16 protein-coding genes are annotated in these 15,131 nt (G+C 66.9%); 12 read left to right on the plus strand and 4 right to left on the minus strand.

Annotation, left to right across the window (positions count from 1 at the left end):
* Nucleotides 1–329 precede the first annotated feature (329 nt).
* From catA to P8934_RS01705, 11 genes are all read left to right on the plus strand, one after another.
* Nucleotides 330–1,304: a catechol 1,2-dioxygenase gene (gene catA / locus P8934_RS01655; protein ID WP_278032621.1), complete on the plus strand. Its 975-nt coding sequence runs from the start codon at nucleotides 330–332 to the stop codon at nucleotides 1,302–1,304.
* 112 nt (nucleotides 1,305–1,416) lie between these two features.
* Nucleotides 1,417–2,784: a Rieske 2Fe-2S domain-containing protein gene (locus P8934_RS01660; RefSeq protein WP_278032616.1), complete on the plus strand. Its 1,368-nt coding sequence runs from the start codon at nucleotides 1,417–1,419 to the stop codon at nucleotides 2,782–2,784.
* 31 nt (nucleotides 2,785–2,815) lie between these two features.
* Nucleotides 2,816–3,304 (plus strand): benzoate 1,2-dioxygenase small subunit, encoded by a 489-nt coding sequence (benB, locus tag P8934_RS01665; protein WP_278032622.1) that lies wholly within the window; start codon nucleotides 2,816–2,818, stop codon nucleotides 3,302–3,304.
* Between the two features lie 77 nt (nucleotides 3,305–3,381).
* Complete coding sequence (locus tag P8934_RS01670; RefSeq protein WP_278032623.1) at nucleotides 3,382–4,554, plus strand: ABC transporter substrate-binding protein; 1,173 nt, start codon at nucleotides 3,382–3,384, stop codon at nucleotides 4,552–4,554.
* 64 nt (nucleotides 4,555–4,618) lie between these two features.
* A complete protein-coding gene (locus tag P8934_RS01675; protein ID WP_278032624.1) occupies nucleotides 4,619–5,479 on the plus strand; it encodes a branched-chain amino acid ABC transporter permease in 861 nt (286 codons plus the stop codon).
* 12 nt (nucleotides 5,480–5,491) lie between these two features.
* Nucleotides 5,492–6,547 (plus strand): branched-chain amino acid ABC transporter permease, encoded by a 1,056-nt coding sequence (locus P8934_RS01680; RefSeq protein ID WP_278032625.1) that lies wholly within the window; start codon nucleotides 5,492–5,494, stop codon nucleotides 6,545–6,547.
* Nucleotides 6,548–6,550: 3 nt separating this feature from the next.
* Nucleotides 6,551–7,318 carry an ABC transporter ATP-binding protein gene (locus P8934_RS01685; protein WP_278032626.1) on the plus strand — a complete coding sequence of 256 codons (768 nt, stop codon included), beginning with the start codon at nucleotides 6,551–6,553 and terminating at the stop codon, nucleotides 7,316–7,318.
* On the plus strand, nucleotides 7,315–8,046 hold the full coding sequence (locus P8934_RS01690; RefSeq protein WP_278032627.1) for an ABC transporter ATP-binding protein: 732 nt from the start codon (nucleotides 7,315–7,317) through the stop codon (nucleotides 8,044–8,046). The genes P8934_RS01685 and P8934_RS01690 overlap by 4 nt, the downstream gene beginning before the upstream one ends.
* Before the next feature lie 21 nt (nucleotides 8,047–8,067).
* Nucleotides 8,068–9,279: a benzoate/H(+) symporter BenE family transporter gene (locus P8934_RS01695; protein ID WP_278032628.1), complete on the plus strand. Its 1,212-nt coding sequence runs from the start codon at nucleotides 8,068–8,070 to the stop codon at nucleotides 9,277–9,279.
* A gap of 49 nt (nucleotides 9,280–9,328) precedes the next feature.
* Nucleotides 9,329–10,147, plus strand: a complete 819-nt coding sequence (locus P8934_RS01700; protein WP_278032629.1) for a universal stress protein — start codon at nucleotides 9,329–9,331, stop codon at nucleotides 10,145–10,147.
* Between the two features lie 97 nt (nucleotides 10,148–10,244).
* Complete coding sequence (locus tag P8934_RS01705) at nucleotides 10,245–10,661, plus strand: DUF6455 family protein (protein ID WP_278032630.1); 417 nt, start codon at nucleotides 10,245–10,247, stop codon at nucleotides 10,659–10,661.
* A 59-nt stretch (nucleotides 10,662–10,720) separates the two neighbouring features.
* Here P8934_RS01705 and P8934_RS01710 read toward each other — a convergent pair whose 3' ends face one another.
* The 4 genes from P8934_RS01710 to P8934_RS01725 all read right to left on the minus strand — a co-directional run bounded on the left by P8934_RS01710 (nucleotide 10,721) and on the right by P8934_RS01725 (nucleotide 13,261).
* A complete protein-coding gene (locus P8934_RS01710; protein WP_278032631.1) occupies nucleotides 10,721–11,146 on the minus strand; it encodes a hypothetical protein in 426 nt (141 codons plus the stop codon).
* Nucleotides 11,147–11,244: 98 nt separating this feature from the next.
* Nucleotides 11,245–11,559, minus strand: a complete 315-nt coding sequence (locus P8934_RS01715; RefSeq protein ID WP_278032632.1) for an AzlD domain-containing protein — start codon at nucleotides 11,557–11,559, stop codon at nucleotides 11,245–11,247.
* Nucleotides 11,556–12,269, minus strand: a complete 714-nt coding sequence (locus P8934_RS01720) for an AzlC family ABC transporter permease (protein WP_278032633.1) — start codon at nucleotides 12,267–12,269, stop codon at nucleotides 11,556–11,558. The genes P8934_RS01715 and P8934_RS01720 overlap by 4 nt, the downstream gene beginning before the upstream one ends.
* Nucleotides 12,266–13,261 carry an LLM class flavin-dependent oxidoreductase gene (locus P8934_RS01725; protein ID WP_278032634.1) on the minus strand — a complete coding sequence of 332 codons (996 nt, stop codon included), beginning with the start codon at nucleotides 13,259–13,261 and terminating at the stop codon, nucleotides 12,266–12,268. The genes P8934_RS01720 and P8934_RS01725 overlap by 4 nt, the downstream gene beginning before the upstream one ends.
* Nucleotides 13,262–13,457: 196 nt before the next feature.
* On the opposite strand from P8934_RS01725, the gene P8934_RS01730 reads away from it, so the two are divergent.
* On the plus strand, nucleotides 13,458–15,080 hold the full coding sequence (locus tag P8934_RS01730) for a BCCT family transporter (protein ID WP_278032635.1): 1,623 nt from the start codon (nucleotides 13,458–13,460) through the stop codon (nucleotides 15,078–15,080).
* The last annotated feature ends 51 nt before the right edge of the window (nucleotides 15,081–15,131 follow it).

Consider the following 15,131-nt stretch of genomic DNA (forward strand, 5'->3'; position numbering starts at 1 on the left):
TGCGGACGGCCGACATGCCGAAGTCAGAACGCCCGGTCATCGCGGAGCAAGTTCAGGGATGTCTTTCAATTAACTGATTTTATTAAGATTGTTATCGCAGCGCCGGCGAGAAAAGGGAAGATGTCGGCTGCCCTGCCCATACCTCTGAGGTATGAAGGAGAACTCAAACGATATTGGTGGGGATCCTGCCGTCTGGCCAGAATCCAGTTACCACAACAAGAACGCCTCCCTCGAGATGTGGCCTGTCAGGCATCCGGAGACTCCCGACCACTGGCCTTGCACCCCCTGACGTGACCGCAGGGCACAACGACAACGACGAGAGCATGACCATGACCGTGAAGATTTTCGACACCCCCGAAGTGCAGGACTTTCTGAAGACCGTCGCCGGCTTCGACCAGGAAGGCGGCAACGAGCGCGCCAAGCAGATCATGCATCGCCTGCTCTCCGACCTGTTCAAGCTGATCGATGACTTCGACGTCAGCGAGGAGGAGTACTGGTCCGCCGTCAACCTGCTCAACGCCCTGGGCAGCCAGACCCAGTTCGGCCTGCTCTCGCCGGGCCTGGGCTTCGACCACTTCCTCGACATGCGTCAGGACGCGGCCGACGCCGAGGCCCAGCGCACCGGCGGCACCCCGCGCACCATCGAGGGCCCGCTCTACGTGGCCGGCGCCCCGGAAGCCGAGGGCTTCGCGCGCATGGACGACGGCCAGGACACGGACGGCGAGGCCATGTGGCTGACCGGCCAGGTGCGTGACGTCGATGGCACCCCGATTCCCGGCGCCAAGGTCGAGATCTGGCACGCCAACTCCAAGGGCGGCTACTCGTTCTTCGACACGACCCAGAGCGAGTACAACCTGCGCCGCACCATCTACACCGACAGCGAAGGCCGCTACACCGCGCGCAGCATCATCCCCTCCGGCTACGGCGTGCCGGAAGGTGCCCCCACCGACGTGGTGCTCAAGTCCCTGGGTCGTCACGGCGAGCGTCCGGCGCATATCCACTACTTCGTCTCCGCGCCGAGCCATCAGCACCTGACCACCCAGATCAACCTGGCCGGCGACCCCTACACCTTCGATGACTTCGCCTTCGCCACCCGCGAGGAGCTGGTGGTGCCGGCCAAGCGCATCGAAGAGCAGGGCGAGATCGCCAAGCGCGAGATGGACGGTCCCTTCTCCGAGGTGGTGTTCGACGTCGAGCTGTCCAAGACCGACAAGCCCGAGCTGCAACACCGCCATGCGCGCCCGCGGGCCAAGGAAGACGAGCAGGACCAGGCCAGCCAGCTGGCCGGCACCGCCAAGGTCTGAGCGTCTTCCCTTTCTTTGCCGACTCCCGACGATCTTCACGGAGCAAGCTCGCCGCCAAGGCGGTGGGCCCCGCTGAAGGCAGCCACGCCCAGACAATAAGAGGTATCGGATCATGACCAGCAAGCTTGACCAACTCGAAGAGCGCGTCCGCGGCGCCGTCGTCGACGACGCCGACAACGGCATCTTCCGCTGCCACCGCAGCATGTTCACCGACCGCGACTTCTTCGACCTGGAGATGAAGCACATCTTCGAGGGCAACTGGCTGTTCCTGGCCCACGAGAGCCAGGTCAGCGAGCCGGGCGACTACGTCACCGTGACCATGGGCCGCCAACCGGTGGTGATCACCCGCGACAAGCAGGGCGAGCTGCACGGCCTGATCAACGCCTGCGCCCACCGCGGCGCCACCCTGTGCCGTCGCAAGCAGGGCAACAAGGGCACCTTCACCTGCCCCTTCCACGGCTGGACCTTCAAGAACGACGGCACGCTGCTCAAGGCCAAGAACGAGAAGAACGGCGCCTACCCGGATAGCTTCAAGCAGGAGGGCTCCCACGACCTCACACGCCTGCCACGCTTCGAGAACTACAAGGGCTTCTTGTTCGGCAGCCTAAGCGACGACGTTCAGCTGCTGGAAGACTACCTGGGCGAGACCACCAAGATCATCGACAACATCGTCGACCAGGCGCCGGAAGGCCTGGAGATCCTGCGCGGCACCTCGTCGTACACCTACACCGGCAACTGGAAGCTGCAGGCCGAGAACGGCGCCGACGGCTACCACGTGAGCTCGGTGCACTGGAACTACGCCTCGACCATGGAGCGGCGCAACTACGACGCCGGCGGTACCAAGGCGGTGGACGCCGACGGCTGGTCGAAGAGCCAGGGCGGCTTCTACTCCTACGAGAACGGCCACATGATGCTGTGGACCCGGCTGCTCAACCCCGAGGTGCGCCCGGTCTACAGCAACAAGGAGTGGATCGAGAAGGAGCTGGGCGAGGCGCGGGCCGACTCCATCGTCAACCAGACCCGCAACCTCTGCCTCTACCCCAACGTCTACCTGATGGACCAGTTCTCCACGCAGATCCGCGTGCTGCGTCCGCTCGCCGTGGACAAGACCGAGGTCACCATCTACTGCTTCGCGCCCAAGGGCGAGTCCGCGGAGAACCGCCGGGTGCGCATTCGCCAGTACGAGGACTTCTTCAACGTCTCGGGCATGGGCACGCCGGACGACCTCGAGGAGTTCCGTGCCTGCCAGGAGGGCTACAACGGCGCGCTTTCCGAGTGGAGCGACCTGTCGCGCGGCGCCAAGCAGTGGATCGAGGGCGCCGACGAGAACGCCCAGGCGATCGGCATGAAGCCGCTGCTCAGCGGGGCCTCCCCGGAAGACGAGGGCCTCTACGTGCTGCACCACAAGCACTGGGTCGACGAGATGCTGCGCGCCATCGACAAGGAACGCAGCCAGTTTATCGCCACCGCGTCCGCCTAAGCGACCCGCGACCTGTCAAGGGAGAGAGACCATGAGCATCAGCTATCACGACATCCAGGCCTTCCTGTACCGCGAGGCGCGCCTGCTCGACGACCGCCAGTGGGACGAGTGGCTCGAGTGCTACAGCAAGGACGCGGTGTTCTGGATGCCGGCCTGGGACGACGACGACCAGCTGACCCGGGATCCGAACGCCGAGATCTCGCTGATCTATTACCCGAACCGCGAAGGGCTCGAGGACCGGGTCTACCGGATCAAGACCGAACGCAGCGGGGCGAGCACGCCGGAGCCGCGGACCACCCACCAGATCACCAACCTCGAGGTGCTCAAGGAGGAGGGCGATACGGTGGAGCTGCGCTTCAACTGGCACACGCTCGTCCACCGCTACAAGAAGACCGACAGCTTCTTTGGTGCCTGTTTCTACACCCTGGACGTGTCGGAGGAGACGCCGCTGATCACGAAGAAGACAGTGGTGCTGAACAACGACTATATCCACCAGGTCATCGACGTCTATCACGTCTGAATGTGATGGAAAGCACCGGGACAGGGACGCCCCCACACGACAGCAAGCCCAATAACAAGCAACCCCTGAGAGTCACCATGAAAAACCTCAAGAAGACCGCCCTCGCTACCCTACTGGGCACCGCTACCCTGATGTCAGCTTCTGCCGCCATGGCGGACAATCATCCGGTCAAGGTTGGCCTGATGCTGCCCTACTCCGGCACCTACACGGCGCTGGGCGAGGCCATCACCAACGGCCTCAAGCTTGCCATCGAGCAGAACGGCGGCCAGCTCGGCGGCCGTGAGGTCGAGTACGTGCAGCTCGATTCCGAGGCCAATCCCTCTAAGGCGCCCCAGAACATGAGTCGCCTGGTCAAGGGCGATGGCGTCGACTTCGTGATCGGCCCGGTCCACTCCGGCGTGGCCATGGGCATGCTGCGGGTGGCCAAGCAGACCGGCGCCATCACCATCATCCCCAATGCCGGCCTGGAGGCTGCCACCAACCAGCTATGCATGCCCAACGTGTTCCGCACCTCGTTCAGTATGTGGCAGAACAGCTTCCCTATGGGCAAGGTCGCCCATGACCGGGGGCACCGCGAGGTCGTGACCATCACCTGGGATTACGCCGGCGGCAAGGAGGACGTGGCCGGCTTCAAGGAGGCCTTCGAGGCGGAGGGCGGCGAGATCGTCGAGGAGATCCTGGTGCCCTTCCCGAGCACCGAGTTCCAGAGCTACCTCACCCAGATCGCCAGCATCGCCCCGGATGCCGTCTACACCTTCTTCGCCGGCGGCGGCGGGGTCAGCTTCGTGCGCGACTATGCCGCCGCCGGCCTCAAGGAGAGCATCCCGCTGATGGGCTCGGGCTTCCTCACCGAGGGCAACATCGCGGCCATGGACGGTGCCGGCGAGGGCGTGCTGACCACCATGCACTATGCCGAGACCCTGGACAGCGAGGAGAACCAGGCCTTCGTGTCGGCCTACGAGGACGCCTACGACGTGACCCCGGACACCTACTCGGTGCAGGGCTATGACACCGGCGCCATGATGGTCCAGGCGCTCGACGCGGTCGGCGGCAACACCGAGGACCGGGACGCGCTGATCGAGGCCCTGGCCAGCGTCGAGCTGGAGAGCCCGCGGGGCCTGATGAGCTTCTCCGATTCCCACCACCCGATCCAGAACGTCTACCTGCGCGAGATCCGCGATGGCAAGCATGAGGTGGTCGGCGTCGCCGCCGAGCAACTCGAGGTGCCGGACGACGCCTGCCAGATGTGAACCGGTAACCGTCTGACTTCCCGGGGCGAGCCAGGCTCGCCCCTTCCATCGCGGAGGAGATCTCATGGATCTCGCATTCTTTGGTGTGCAGCTCCTCAACGGGCTGCAGTACGGACTGCTGCTGTTCCTGATCGCCAGTGGCCTGACCCTGATCTTCGGCATCATGGGCATCATCAACCTGGCCCACGGGGCCATGTACATGATCGGCGCCTACCTTGTCTGGGACCTGACCACGCGGCTGGGCAACTTCTGGCTGGCGATCGTCATCGCCATTCCTATCGCCGTCGCCCTGGGGCTGATCATCGAGCGGCTGTTCCTGGATACGCTCTACAAGCGCGACCACCTCTACCAGGTGCTGTTGACCTTCGGCCTGATCCTGGTGATCAACGAGGCGCAACGCATCATCTGGGGCGGCGACGTCCACAGCGTGGCAATCCCGGCGCCCTTCGACGCCAGCCTGCAGCTGACCGACAACCTGCAGTACTCGGTCTACCGGCTGTTCGTGATGGGCGTCTGCCTGGCGCTGGCCGGGGTCATCTACTGGGTGATCCGCCACACGCGCCTCGGCATCATCATCCGTGCCGGTGCCGTGAACCGTGACATGGTGGAGGGCCTGGGCATCAATGTGCGCACCCTGTTCACCCTGATCTTCAGCGTCGGCGTGGCCCTGACCGCCTTCGCCGGCATGATCGCCGCTCCGCTGACCTCCATCACCCCGGGCATGGGCGACAGCATCCTGATCACCTGTTTCGTGGTGGTGGTCATCGGCGGGATCGGCTCGATCAAGGGGGCCTTCTGGGGCGCCATCCTGATCGGCATGGCCGAGACCTTCGGTTCGGTGCTGATCCCGAGCATCGCCAGCATGGTGATCTACCTGATCATGGCTGCCGTGCTGCTGGTCAAGCCCCGCGGCCTGTTCGCTTGAGGAGACTGAGACATGTTGCATAGATATCCCAAGCGCGTCGCGGTCATCATGCTGGTACTGCTGGCCATCGTCGCGATCTACCCGCTCTGGGGGCCGGCGCTGTTCGGCAGCCAGTCGGACTTCATCCTCGAGAAGCTGACCCTGATGGTGATCCTGGCGCTGTTCGCCATGAGCCTGGACCTGCTGGTCGGCATCGTCGGCCTGGTCAGCCTGGGCCACGCGCTGTTCTTCGGTCTCGGCGCCTATACCCTGGCGCTGGCCAGCCCCGATTTCGATGCGGCCTCCATGTGGTGGATGCTGCCGCTGGTCATGCTGGTGTCGGCCGTCGCCGCCTTGGTGGTAGGCCTGCTAGTGATCCGCACCAAGGGCATCTACTTCATCATGACCACCCTGGCCTTCGGCCAGATGCTCTACTACCTGGTCAGTACCGCGCCGTTCGCCGGCGGCACGGACGGGGTCTTCATCATGTTCCGCCCCGACCTGACGGTCGGCGAGACGACCTTGCTGGACATCAGCGACCCCCACACCTTCTTCTACTTCTGCCTGGGGATGCTGGTCGCGGGCTTCCTGTTCCTGCGCTGGCTGACCCGCTCCTACTTCGGCCAGGTGCTCGACGGCATCCACGACAACGAGCACCGCATGCAGGCGCTCGGCTATGCCACCAACGGCTACAAGCTGGTCGCCTTCGTGATCGCCGGCGTCCTCGCCGCCATCGCCGGCATGCTGGCCGCCATGCAGTACGGCTTCGCCAACCCGGCACAGCTCGGCTGGCACACCTCCGGCGAGGTGCTGATGATGCTGATCCTCGGCGGCATGGGCACCATCTTCGGCCCCATCCTCGGTGCCTTCGCCTACGAGATCCTGCTCTACGTCTATGAGCACCTGACCATGCACTGGCCGATCCTGATGGGCCTGACCATCATCGCTGCCGTGCTGGTGCTGCCGCGTGGCATCGCCGGCCTGATCATCGCGCCGCCCTGGCGACGCAAGGCCACCCCGGTCGATGACGAGGAGACCCCCGAAGGCGTCATCACGGGCCGGTCCGCTACCCAGAGCAAGGAGGGCTAAGCCATGAGCCAGGAACCGATACTCCTCACCCAGGGGCTGACCCGCCGCTTTGGCGGCCTGGTAGCGGTCAACGACGTGGACTTTGACGTCCGGCCGGGCGAGATCCACGCCATCCTTGGGCCCAACGGCGCCGGCAAGAGCACCCTGATTAACCTGCTGTCGGGGGAGATCCCCCCCTCGGAGGGCCAGGTGCTGTTCCACGGCAAGCCGATCCAGGGCAAGAGCATGCGTCAGATCGCCCGCATGGGCATCGGCCGGAGCCACCAGAAGACCAACATCTTCCCGCGTCTCAACTGCCTGCAGAATTGCGAGCTGGCCGCCCGCATCCATATGGGCGGTGTGTTCGGCAGCTGGCGTTCCCGGAAGCGGGCCCGGGAGGTCGGCGAGCGGGCGCTGGAGGTACTCGAGACCTGCCACCTGGTCCATCGTGCCTATACGCCGGCCGCCGACATGAGCTATGGCGAGCAGCGCCAACTGCAGATCGCCATGGTGCTGGCCACGGCCCCCACCCTGATGTTGCTCGACGAGCCCATGGCCGGCATGGGCCGTGAGGAGACCGTGCAGGTCACGGAACTGCTCGAGAGCCTCACTGACCGCTACACCCTGGTACTGATCGAGCACGACATGGACAGCGTCTTCCGCCTGGCCGATCGCATCACCGTGATGGTCGACGGCTGCGTGCTGGAGAGCGGGCCCACCGAGCAGATCCGCGCCAGCGAGAAGGTGCGTGACGTCTATCTCGGGCGCCACCACGAGGAGGCTTCGGCATGACGGCACAACAACAGATCACCCCGCTGATCGATGCCCGCGGGCTGCATACCTACTATGGCGAGAGCCACATCCTGCACGGCGTCGACCTCACCCTGATGCCCGGCGAAACGCTGAGCCTGATGGGGCGCAACGGCATGGGCAAGACCACCACCCTGAAGTCGATCCTGGGCTTCGTGCCACCGCGCCGCGGCGAGGTGTTCATCAAGGGTGTATCCGCGGCGAAGCGGCGCCCCTGGCAGGTGATCCGCCAGGGCATCGGCTATGTGCCGGAAGGGCGCGGCATCTTCCCGGGCATCAGCGTGCGCGAGCACCTGATCATGGCCGCTCGGCCCAACGAGCGGGGTGAGTCGCCCTGGACCCTGGAGCGGGTGCTGGACACCTTCCCGCGACTCGGCCAGCGCATCAACCATGACGGCTCCTTCCTCTCCGGGGGCGAGCAGCAGATGCTCTCCATCGGCCGGGCCCTGACCCTCAACCCGGACCTGATGATCCTCGACGAGGCCACCGAGGGTCTCGCACCGCTGATCCGTGACGAGATCTGGAAGATCATCCACGAGATCAAGGCCTCGGGCATCGCCACCATCATCGTCGACAAGAACATCGACAACCTGCTCGACGTGGCCGAGAAGCACATCCTGCTGGTCAAGGGCGAAGTGGTCTACAGCGGCGACTCCCGTGGCCTGAAGGACGATCCCACCATCCTCGACACCCACCTCGGCGTCGCCTGAGGTGTGACGGAGAGACGTTGCATGCGACTTCACAAGGATTGGTCGATACCCGCGATCACTGCCGGCTTCGTGGCGGTGCTGGTCTCCTACTCCGGCCCCCTGGCGATCTTCTTCCAGGCAGCCCAGAGCGCCGAGATCTCGACGGCCATGATGACCTCCTGGGTGTGGGCGATCTCCATCGGCGCCGCCGTCTCGGGGATCGCGCTCAGCCTGTGGCTGAAGGTGCCCGTGGTCACCGCCTGGTCGGCACCGGGTACGGCGCTGCTGGTTACGCTGTTCCCCGGCCTGTCACTGAACGAGGCGGTGGGGGCCTACCTCACGGCGGCGGCGGTGATCTTCGTGATCGGCATCACCGGCTCCTTCGACCGCATCATCCAGGCGATCCCGCCGGGCATCGCCAGCGCCATGATGGCGGGCATCCTGTTCCAGTTCGGGGTCGGGGTCTTCGTCTCCCTGGAAGCGGTGCCGGCGCTGACCCTGGGCATGATCCTGACCTACCTGGTGTTCAAGCGGCTGACACCGCGCTACAGCCTGGTGGCGCTGCTGGTGGTCGGCGTCATGCTGGCGGTGGTGTTCGAGGATGCCAGCCTCAAGGGCGTGACGCTGAGCCTGGCCGACCCGCAGTTCATCCGTCCCGAGTGGACATGGAACGCCACCCTGAGCCTGGCCATCCCGCTGGTGCTGGTCAGCCTGACCGGCCAGTTTCTGCCGGGCATGGCGATCATGCGCAGCGCCGGCTACAACACCGCGGCCAAGCCGATCGTCACCGTGACCAGCCTGACCTCCTTCGTTACCGCCTTCTTCGGCGGCATCACCACGGTGATCGCGGCAATCACGGCGGCGATCTGCACCAGCAAGGAGGCCCATGAGGATCCCGACAAGCGCTACGTGGCCGGGGTCGCCAATGGGGTCTTCTACCTGATCGGCGGCACCTTCGCCGGCACCATCGTGCTGCTCTTCACCTCGCTGCCCGGCGAGTTCGTCGCGGTGTTGGCGGGCCTGGCGCTGATCGGCGCCATCACCAGCAACCTCAGCGCCTTCGCCGCCCACAAGGACCACCTGGAGGCCTCGGTGATCACCTTCATCGCCACGGCCTCGGGCATGAGCTTCCTGGGATTGGGCTCGGCCTTCTGGGGGGTGGTGGTCGGCGCGCTGGCCTATGCCCTGCTGCACCGGCCACTGCCCGGCCTAAGGCGCCGAGCCGCGCGGGATCCGGCCCGCAAGTCACCCTGATCTCCACTACCGCAATTTCAAGAACAACGTTATCCAGAGGAGCCTGACGATGGACAAGATTCATGTGGCGATGGACGAGAGCGACGCCTCGCAGCGGGCCCTGGTGCTCGGCCAGCAACTGGCTCGGCAGCTGGCGGTACCGCTCTGCGTGACCTCGGTGGTGGCCAGCGAGGAGCGGGTGGAGGCCCGGCGCGCGGCACTGCAGTCGCGCCTGGCGGACCAGCAGGCGGAGGACGCCAGCATCGAGGTGGCCGTCCACGCGAGTGCCAAGGACTACCTGGGCCAGCTGGCCGGCCGGGAGGAGGTGGGGCTGTGCATGATGGCCCACGGCCGGCGGCCGGTACCCGAGATGCTGATCGGCAGCGTCACCGCCGGCGTCGTGCGGCGTGCGGACCGGCCGGTCTACCTGTGCGGGCCGCGCTTCGATGCGAAGGCGCATCAACAGGTAAAAGTGCTGATGGTCTGCGTGGATGGCTCGAAGCTCTCCGAGGCGATCCTGCCCCATGCGGTGGCACTCTCCAAGCGGCTGGACGCCCGCCTGCAGCTGCTGCAGGTCATCGACACCGCGGCCGCCGCGGCGGTGCCCCTCGATGGCGGCCATGCCGACGTGATGGAGTCCGGCTATGTGCATGGTCTGGCGCGACGCCTGCGCAGCGAGCATGCCATGAACCTGGACTGGGAGGTGCTGCACGGTGACCCGGCGGATTCCATCGTCAGCTACCTGGCGGACTGCCAGGACACCATGCTGGCCATGACCACCCACGGGCGCAGCGGGCTCTCCCAGGTGGTGGCCGGCAGCGTTAGCCACGAGGTGCTGCATGAGGCGCGCTGTCCGGTGGCTGTGCTGCGCCCGGCCGATATCGGCTGAGCCGCTGACACGTCCCTTGGCTGATGCAGGTCAAGGTTGGGCGGCACGGACTGACCTAGGGTGAGCTCATGGATCTGCCCTATCGGAGGATTGCCCCATGAGCACACTACGTGATGGTCTTCGCGACGGTATCCACGCCACGGCCGGGCGCCTGGCCCACTCGATGGCCGGTGCCTGGCGGCGCGGACGCCAGTACCGGGAATGGCTGAGTCTCGATGAGGCCAGCCGTGAGTCACGGTTGCGTGACCTGGGTCTGGCCCGGGTCGACGCTTCGCTGTTCTGGTCCGATGGCGGCTCTGCCGACGACCAGCTGCCCCGCATGATGGCGGTCTACGGGGTCGACGAGATGACACCCCTGGTGGTCGGCAACGGGGTGAAGCGCGACCTCGAGCGGGTCTGTACCGGGTGCCCCTTCAAGGCGCGCTGTGCGCGGGTGCTCAGCGAGGAACCGGCGCCCGAGGCGTGTGACTTCTGTCCCAATGCCGCCACCCTCGAGGCGCTGGCAAGCCATTGAGCGCCTCTATAATCCGACAGGGCCTGCCTCCCGGCGGGCCCTGTCGGTAACGTTAGTCGTTAGGGGCGGTTGCGGTCCTTGCGCGCCTCGTCGCGGGTCTCCTCCTCCCTGACTTCATAGTCGCCCTCCAGCACCTGCTGTTCGCGGTAGCGGCCGCCCGCGTCGCGTCCCTCGCGATAGCGGGTCTCGCGGTAGTGGACGCTGCCGTCCACGTCCTCGGCCCGGTCGGCGCGCATCTGCTCCATCCGCTTCTTCATGCGGTGGCGCAGGAAGGGCATCATCGCCCAGCCGATGAGCAGGAAGAACAGCCCCAGCACCATGGCGACGATCATCATGGCGCCGAACAGCAGCCAGGTGAGCAGCAGCTTCAGGCCGCCCAGGGGGCCGTCGGCGCGGGTCTGGCGGGCGCGTGCCTGCCACTCTCGGGCGGCGCGCCAGGCGGCATTCTGCTGTGCATCGCGGCGCGGGTCATGGGGATCGGGCATGCGGGACTCCAGTGTCTGTGAGGGGCGTCGGCACGGCCGGCGCCCCGTGAATGACTGCCCCTTGGAAAGCGCGGCGGGCGCTTCGTTCCGAGGCGGGCTCAGGAGGCGACCAGCCGCCACAGGGCGGCGGTCAGGATTCCGGCGGCGATGGCCGGCAGCGGCTTGCGCACCACCAGCATCACTCCCGCCGTGGCGACCAGGGCCATCCGGGCCCCGCCGTCGCCGTTCACCGCCATGGGGGTGATCACCGCCACCAGCACCGAGCCGGCCATGGCGTTGATGAAGCGCTCGACCCGCGGGCCGATGGGCACCCGGGCCATCACGAAGACCCCGCCGGCGCGGGTCAGGTAGGTGACCAGCGCCATGATCACGATGGCCAGCAGCACGCCGCCGTTGGCGGCCGACAGGGTCATGGCGCCGTCTCCTTGCCCGCGGGGGGCAGCAGCAGGCCCACCACGCCGCCCGCCAGCGCCCCCACGATCACGTGGGCGTGGGGTGGCAGCCAGGCCATCGCCGCCAGGGCCGCCAGGGCCGCGGCGCCCCAGGGCAGCAGCACGCCGAGGTCGCGCTTGTCGCCCACCAGCATGGCCAGCAGGAAGCAGCCCATGATGGCATCCAGCCCGAAGCGCTCGGGTTCGCTGATGCCGCTGCCGAAGGCCACGCCGAGGCCGGTGCCGAGCATCCAGGTGGACCACAGCGCCAGGCCCCCGCCGACCAGGATGCCCAGGCGCGACGCCGGGGAGCCCCCGGTCATGGCCATGGCCCAGTTGGCGTCGCTGAGCAGGATCAGGCTGGCGTAGCGACGCCCGCTGGAGAGGTCGCGCAGGTGGGGGTAGAAGGCGGCGCCCATCAGCAGGTGACGGGCATTGATCGCCAGGGTGATGGCCACCAGCGGCAGCAGCGGGATGGTATCGCCCCACAGCTCCAGGGTCGCGAACTGGGCCGCCCCCGCGAACACCAGGCCGCTCATCAGCAGGGTCTCGGCCGCGGAGAGCCCCTGCTGCAGGGCCGCCACCCCGAAGGCCAGCCCGAAGACGATCACGAACAGCGACAGCGGCGCCATGCGCCGGAAGCCGTCGACGAGATGGCCAAGGGTCGGTCGCGAGGCGTCGGTCCGGGTCATGAGCGCCACACGTCGGCGACGATCTGGTAGCTTCGCAGCCGGTCCTCGGCGGCGTAGACATCGGTATTGAGCATCAGCTCGTCGGCGCCGGTCAGCTCCAGGAAGCGCTCCAGGCCCTCGCGCACGGTCTCGGGCCCGCCGATTACCGCGGCGCCCAGGAACTGCTCCACCTGGGCCTGCTCACGGGGCGACCAGTCCAGCGTCTCCACCGGCGGCAGGGCCCTGGTGCGCTGGCCGCGGATCATGCCCAGGAACTTGCGGCGGGCGGTGGAGGCGAGGTAGTCCGCCTGGAGGTCGCTCTCGGCGGCGATCACCGGCAGCCCGACCATGGCGTGGGGCCGGCCCAATACCGCCGAGGGCCGGAAGTTGTCGCGATAGAGCCTGAGCGCCTCGAACAGCTGGGCCGGGGCGAACTGGGCGGCGAAGGCGAAGGGCAGCCCCTCCCGGGCCGCCAGGCGCGCGCTGAAGTCGCTGGAGCCGAGCAGCCAGAGCGGCACCCGGGTGCCCTGGCCGGGCACCGCCCGCACCCGCTGGCCCGGCCGCTCGTCGTCGAGGAAGCCCTGGAGCTCGGCCAGTCGTTGGGGGAAGTCATCGACGCCGGCATAGGGGTCGCGGCGCATGGCGGCCATGGTGGGGCCGTCGGAACCTGGCGCGCGCCCCAGGCCCAGGTCGATGCGCCCGGGATAGAGGGTCTCCAGGGTGCCGAACTGCTCGGCGACCACCAGCGGCGGGTGGTTGGGCAGCATGATGCCGCCGCTGCCCACCCGGATGCGCTGGGTAGCGCCGGCGATATGCCCGATCAGCACCGCGGTGGCGGCGCTGGCGATGCCCTCGATGCTGTGGTGCTCGGCCAGCCAGTAGCGCGTGAAGCCGAGCCGCTCGGTGAGCCGGGCCAGCGCCACGCTCTCCCGGAAGCTGTCGGCGGCGCTGCCGCCCTCGCGGATCGGGGCCAGGTCGAGCACGGATAGGGGCGTGTCGGCGAGTCGGGACATGTCGTGGAGCGCTCCGGAAACGATTAGCCTGCTGAGTTTCTCCTAGCATCGGGGCGGCCGGGGCGGAATGCAATGCCCGCGCCGCCGAGGGGGCAGGCTGCCTGGCGGGCTGGGCCGGCCGCGGGTCGGCATGATAGCGTCCGGGCTCTCTGGTAGCATGATTCTTGTACAAATCCTCGACAAAGGACGCGTCTTCATGGCGAATCACGGAGGACAGCGGGTCTTCGCCGTCTCGGCGCTGATCATCCTGGCACTGGTGGCGGTGGGCGCCGCCTTTCCCGACGGCTTCGGCGCCGCCGCCAGCGCCGCGCTCTCGACCACCACCCGGCTGTTCGGCTGGTTCTATCTCTTCTCGGTGTTCGGTTTCGTGCTCTTCCTGCTCGGCCTGGCCTTCAGCAAGTACGGCAAGATCCGCCTGGGACCCCAGGACAGCTCGCCGAGCTTCAGCTTCTTCTCCTGGATCAGCATGCTGCTGGCCGCGGGCTTCGGCGTCGGGCTGGTGTTCTACGGCATGGCCGAGCCCATGACCCACTATATCGAGCCGCCCTACGGCGACGTGCCGGCCGAGACTGTCGAGTCGGCGCGCTATGCCATCCAGTACAGCTACTTCAACTGGGGCATCCACCAGTGGGCGGCCTTCTCGGTGGTGGGGCTGATCATCGCCTACTTCCAGTTCCGCAAGGGGCAGGCCGGTCTGGTCTCCTCGGTGCTCTCCTCGGTGACCGCCAGGCATCCCAGGGTGCGTCCCTATGCCTCCTGGCTGGATATCTTCGCGGTGGTGGCCACGGTGATGGGGGTGGCCACCTCCCTTGGGCTGGGCGTGCTGCAGATGAACGGCGGGCTCAATGCCGTCTTCGGCCTGCCCGAGAACGCCCTGTGGCAGTTCATCATCCTGTTCGTGATGTTCCTGGCCTATATGGCCTCGACCTGGTCGGGCCTGGACAAGGGCATCAAGCGCCTCTCCAACCTCAACATGATCCTGTGCATCGGCCTGATGCTTTACGTGCTGGTCACCGGCCCCACGGTGGCCATCCTCGAGACGATCACCCTGGGCCTCGGCGACTACCTGCAGAACTTCATCGGCATGAGCCTGCGCATCTCGCCCTACGGCGACAGCACCTGGGCGAGCAGCTGGACGATCTTCTACTGGGCCTGGGTGATCGCCTGGTCGCCCTTCGTCGGCACCTTCGTGGCGCGGGTCTCGCGCGGGCGCACCATCAAGGAGTACGTGCTCGGCGTGCTGCTGATCCCGCCGCTGCTGGCCTGCCTGTGGATCGGCGTGTTCGGCGGTGCCGCCATCAACATGGAACTCGGTGCCGACGTGGGCCTGGCCGCGGCCACCCAGGACAACATCACCGTGGCGCTGTTCGAGATGTTCGAGTTGATGCCCTTCTCCGGGGCGCTGTCGGTGGTGGCGATGCTGCTGATCTTCATCTTCCTGGTCACCTCCGCGGACTCCGCCTCCTATATCGTCGCGCAGATGACCGACGCCGGCTCCATCAACCCGCCGCTCTTCAAGCGGTTGGCGTGGGGCGTGCTGATCGCCGCCATCTGCCTGACGCTGATCGCCGCCGGCGGCCTGACCGGGCTGCAGTCGGCCTCGGTACTCTCGGCGCTGCCCTTCACCTTCATCCTCTACATGATGGTGGTGGTGCTGGTTCGCGAGCTGCGCAGCGATCGCAAGGCGATGCTCACTCAGCTCTATCGCCGCCATGGCGAGACCCCGGTGGGGGCGGATGCCTTCGAGGCCGAGTCCCTGGGCGAGGAGGAACGCCTGCGCCGGGCCCCCAGCGTGGTCAACCGGCGTGTCAAGCGCTGAACCGGGCCGTTGGTGGCGATCACCGCCGATGGCAGTGGCCAGCCGCCGCGG

It is taken from the genome of Halomonas sp. CKK8, from assembly GCF_029625235.1.
In the GTDB taxonomy this organism is placed as follows: Bacteria; Pseudomonadota; Gammaproteobacteria; order Pseudomonadales; family Halomonadaceae; genus Halomonas; species Halomonas ventosae.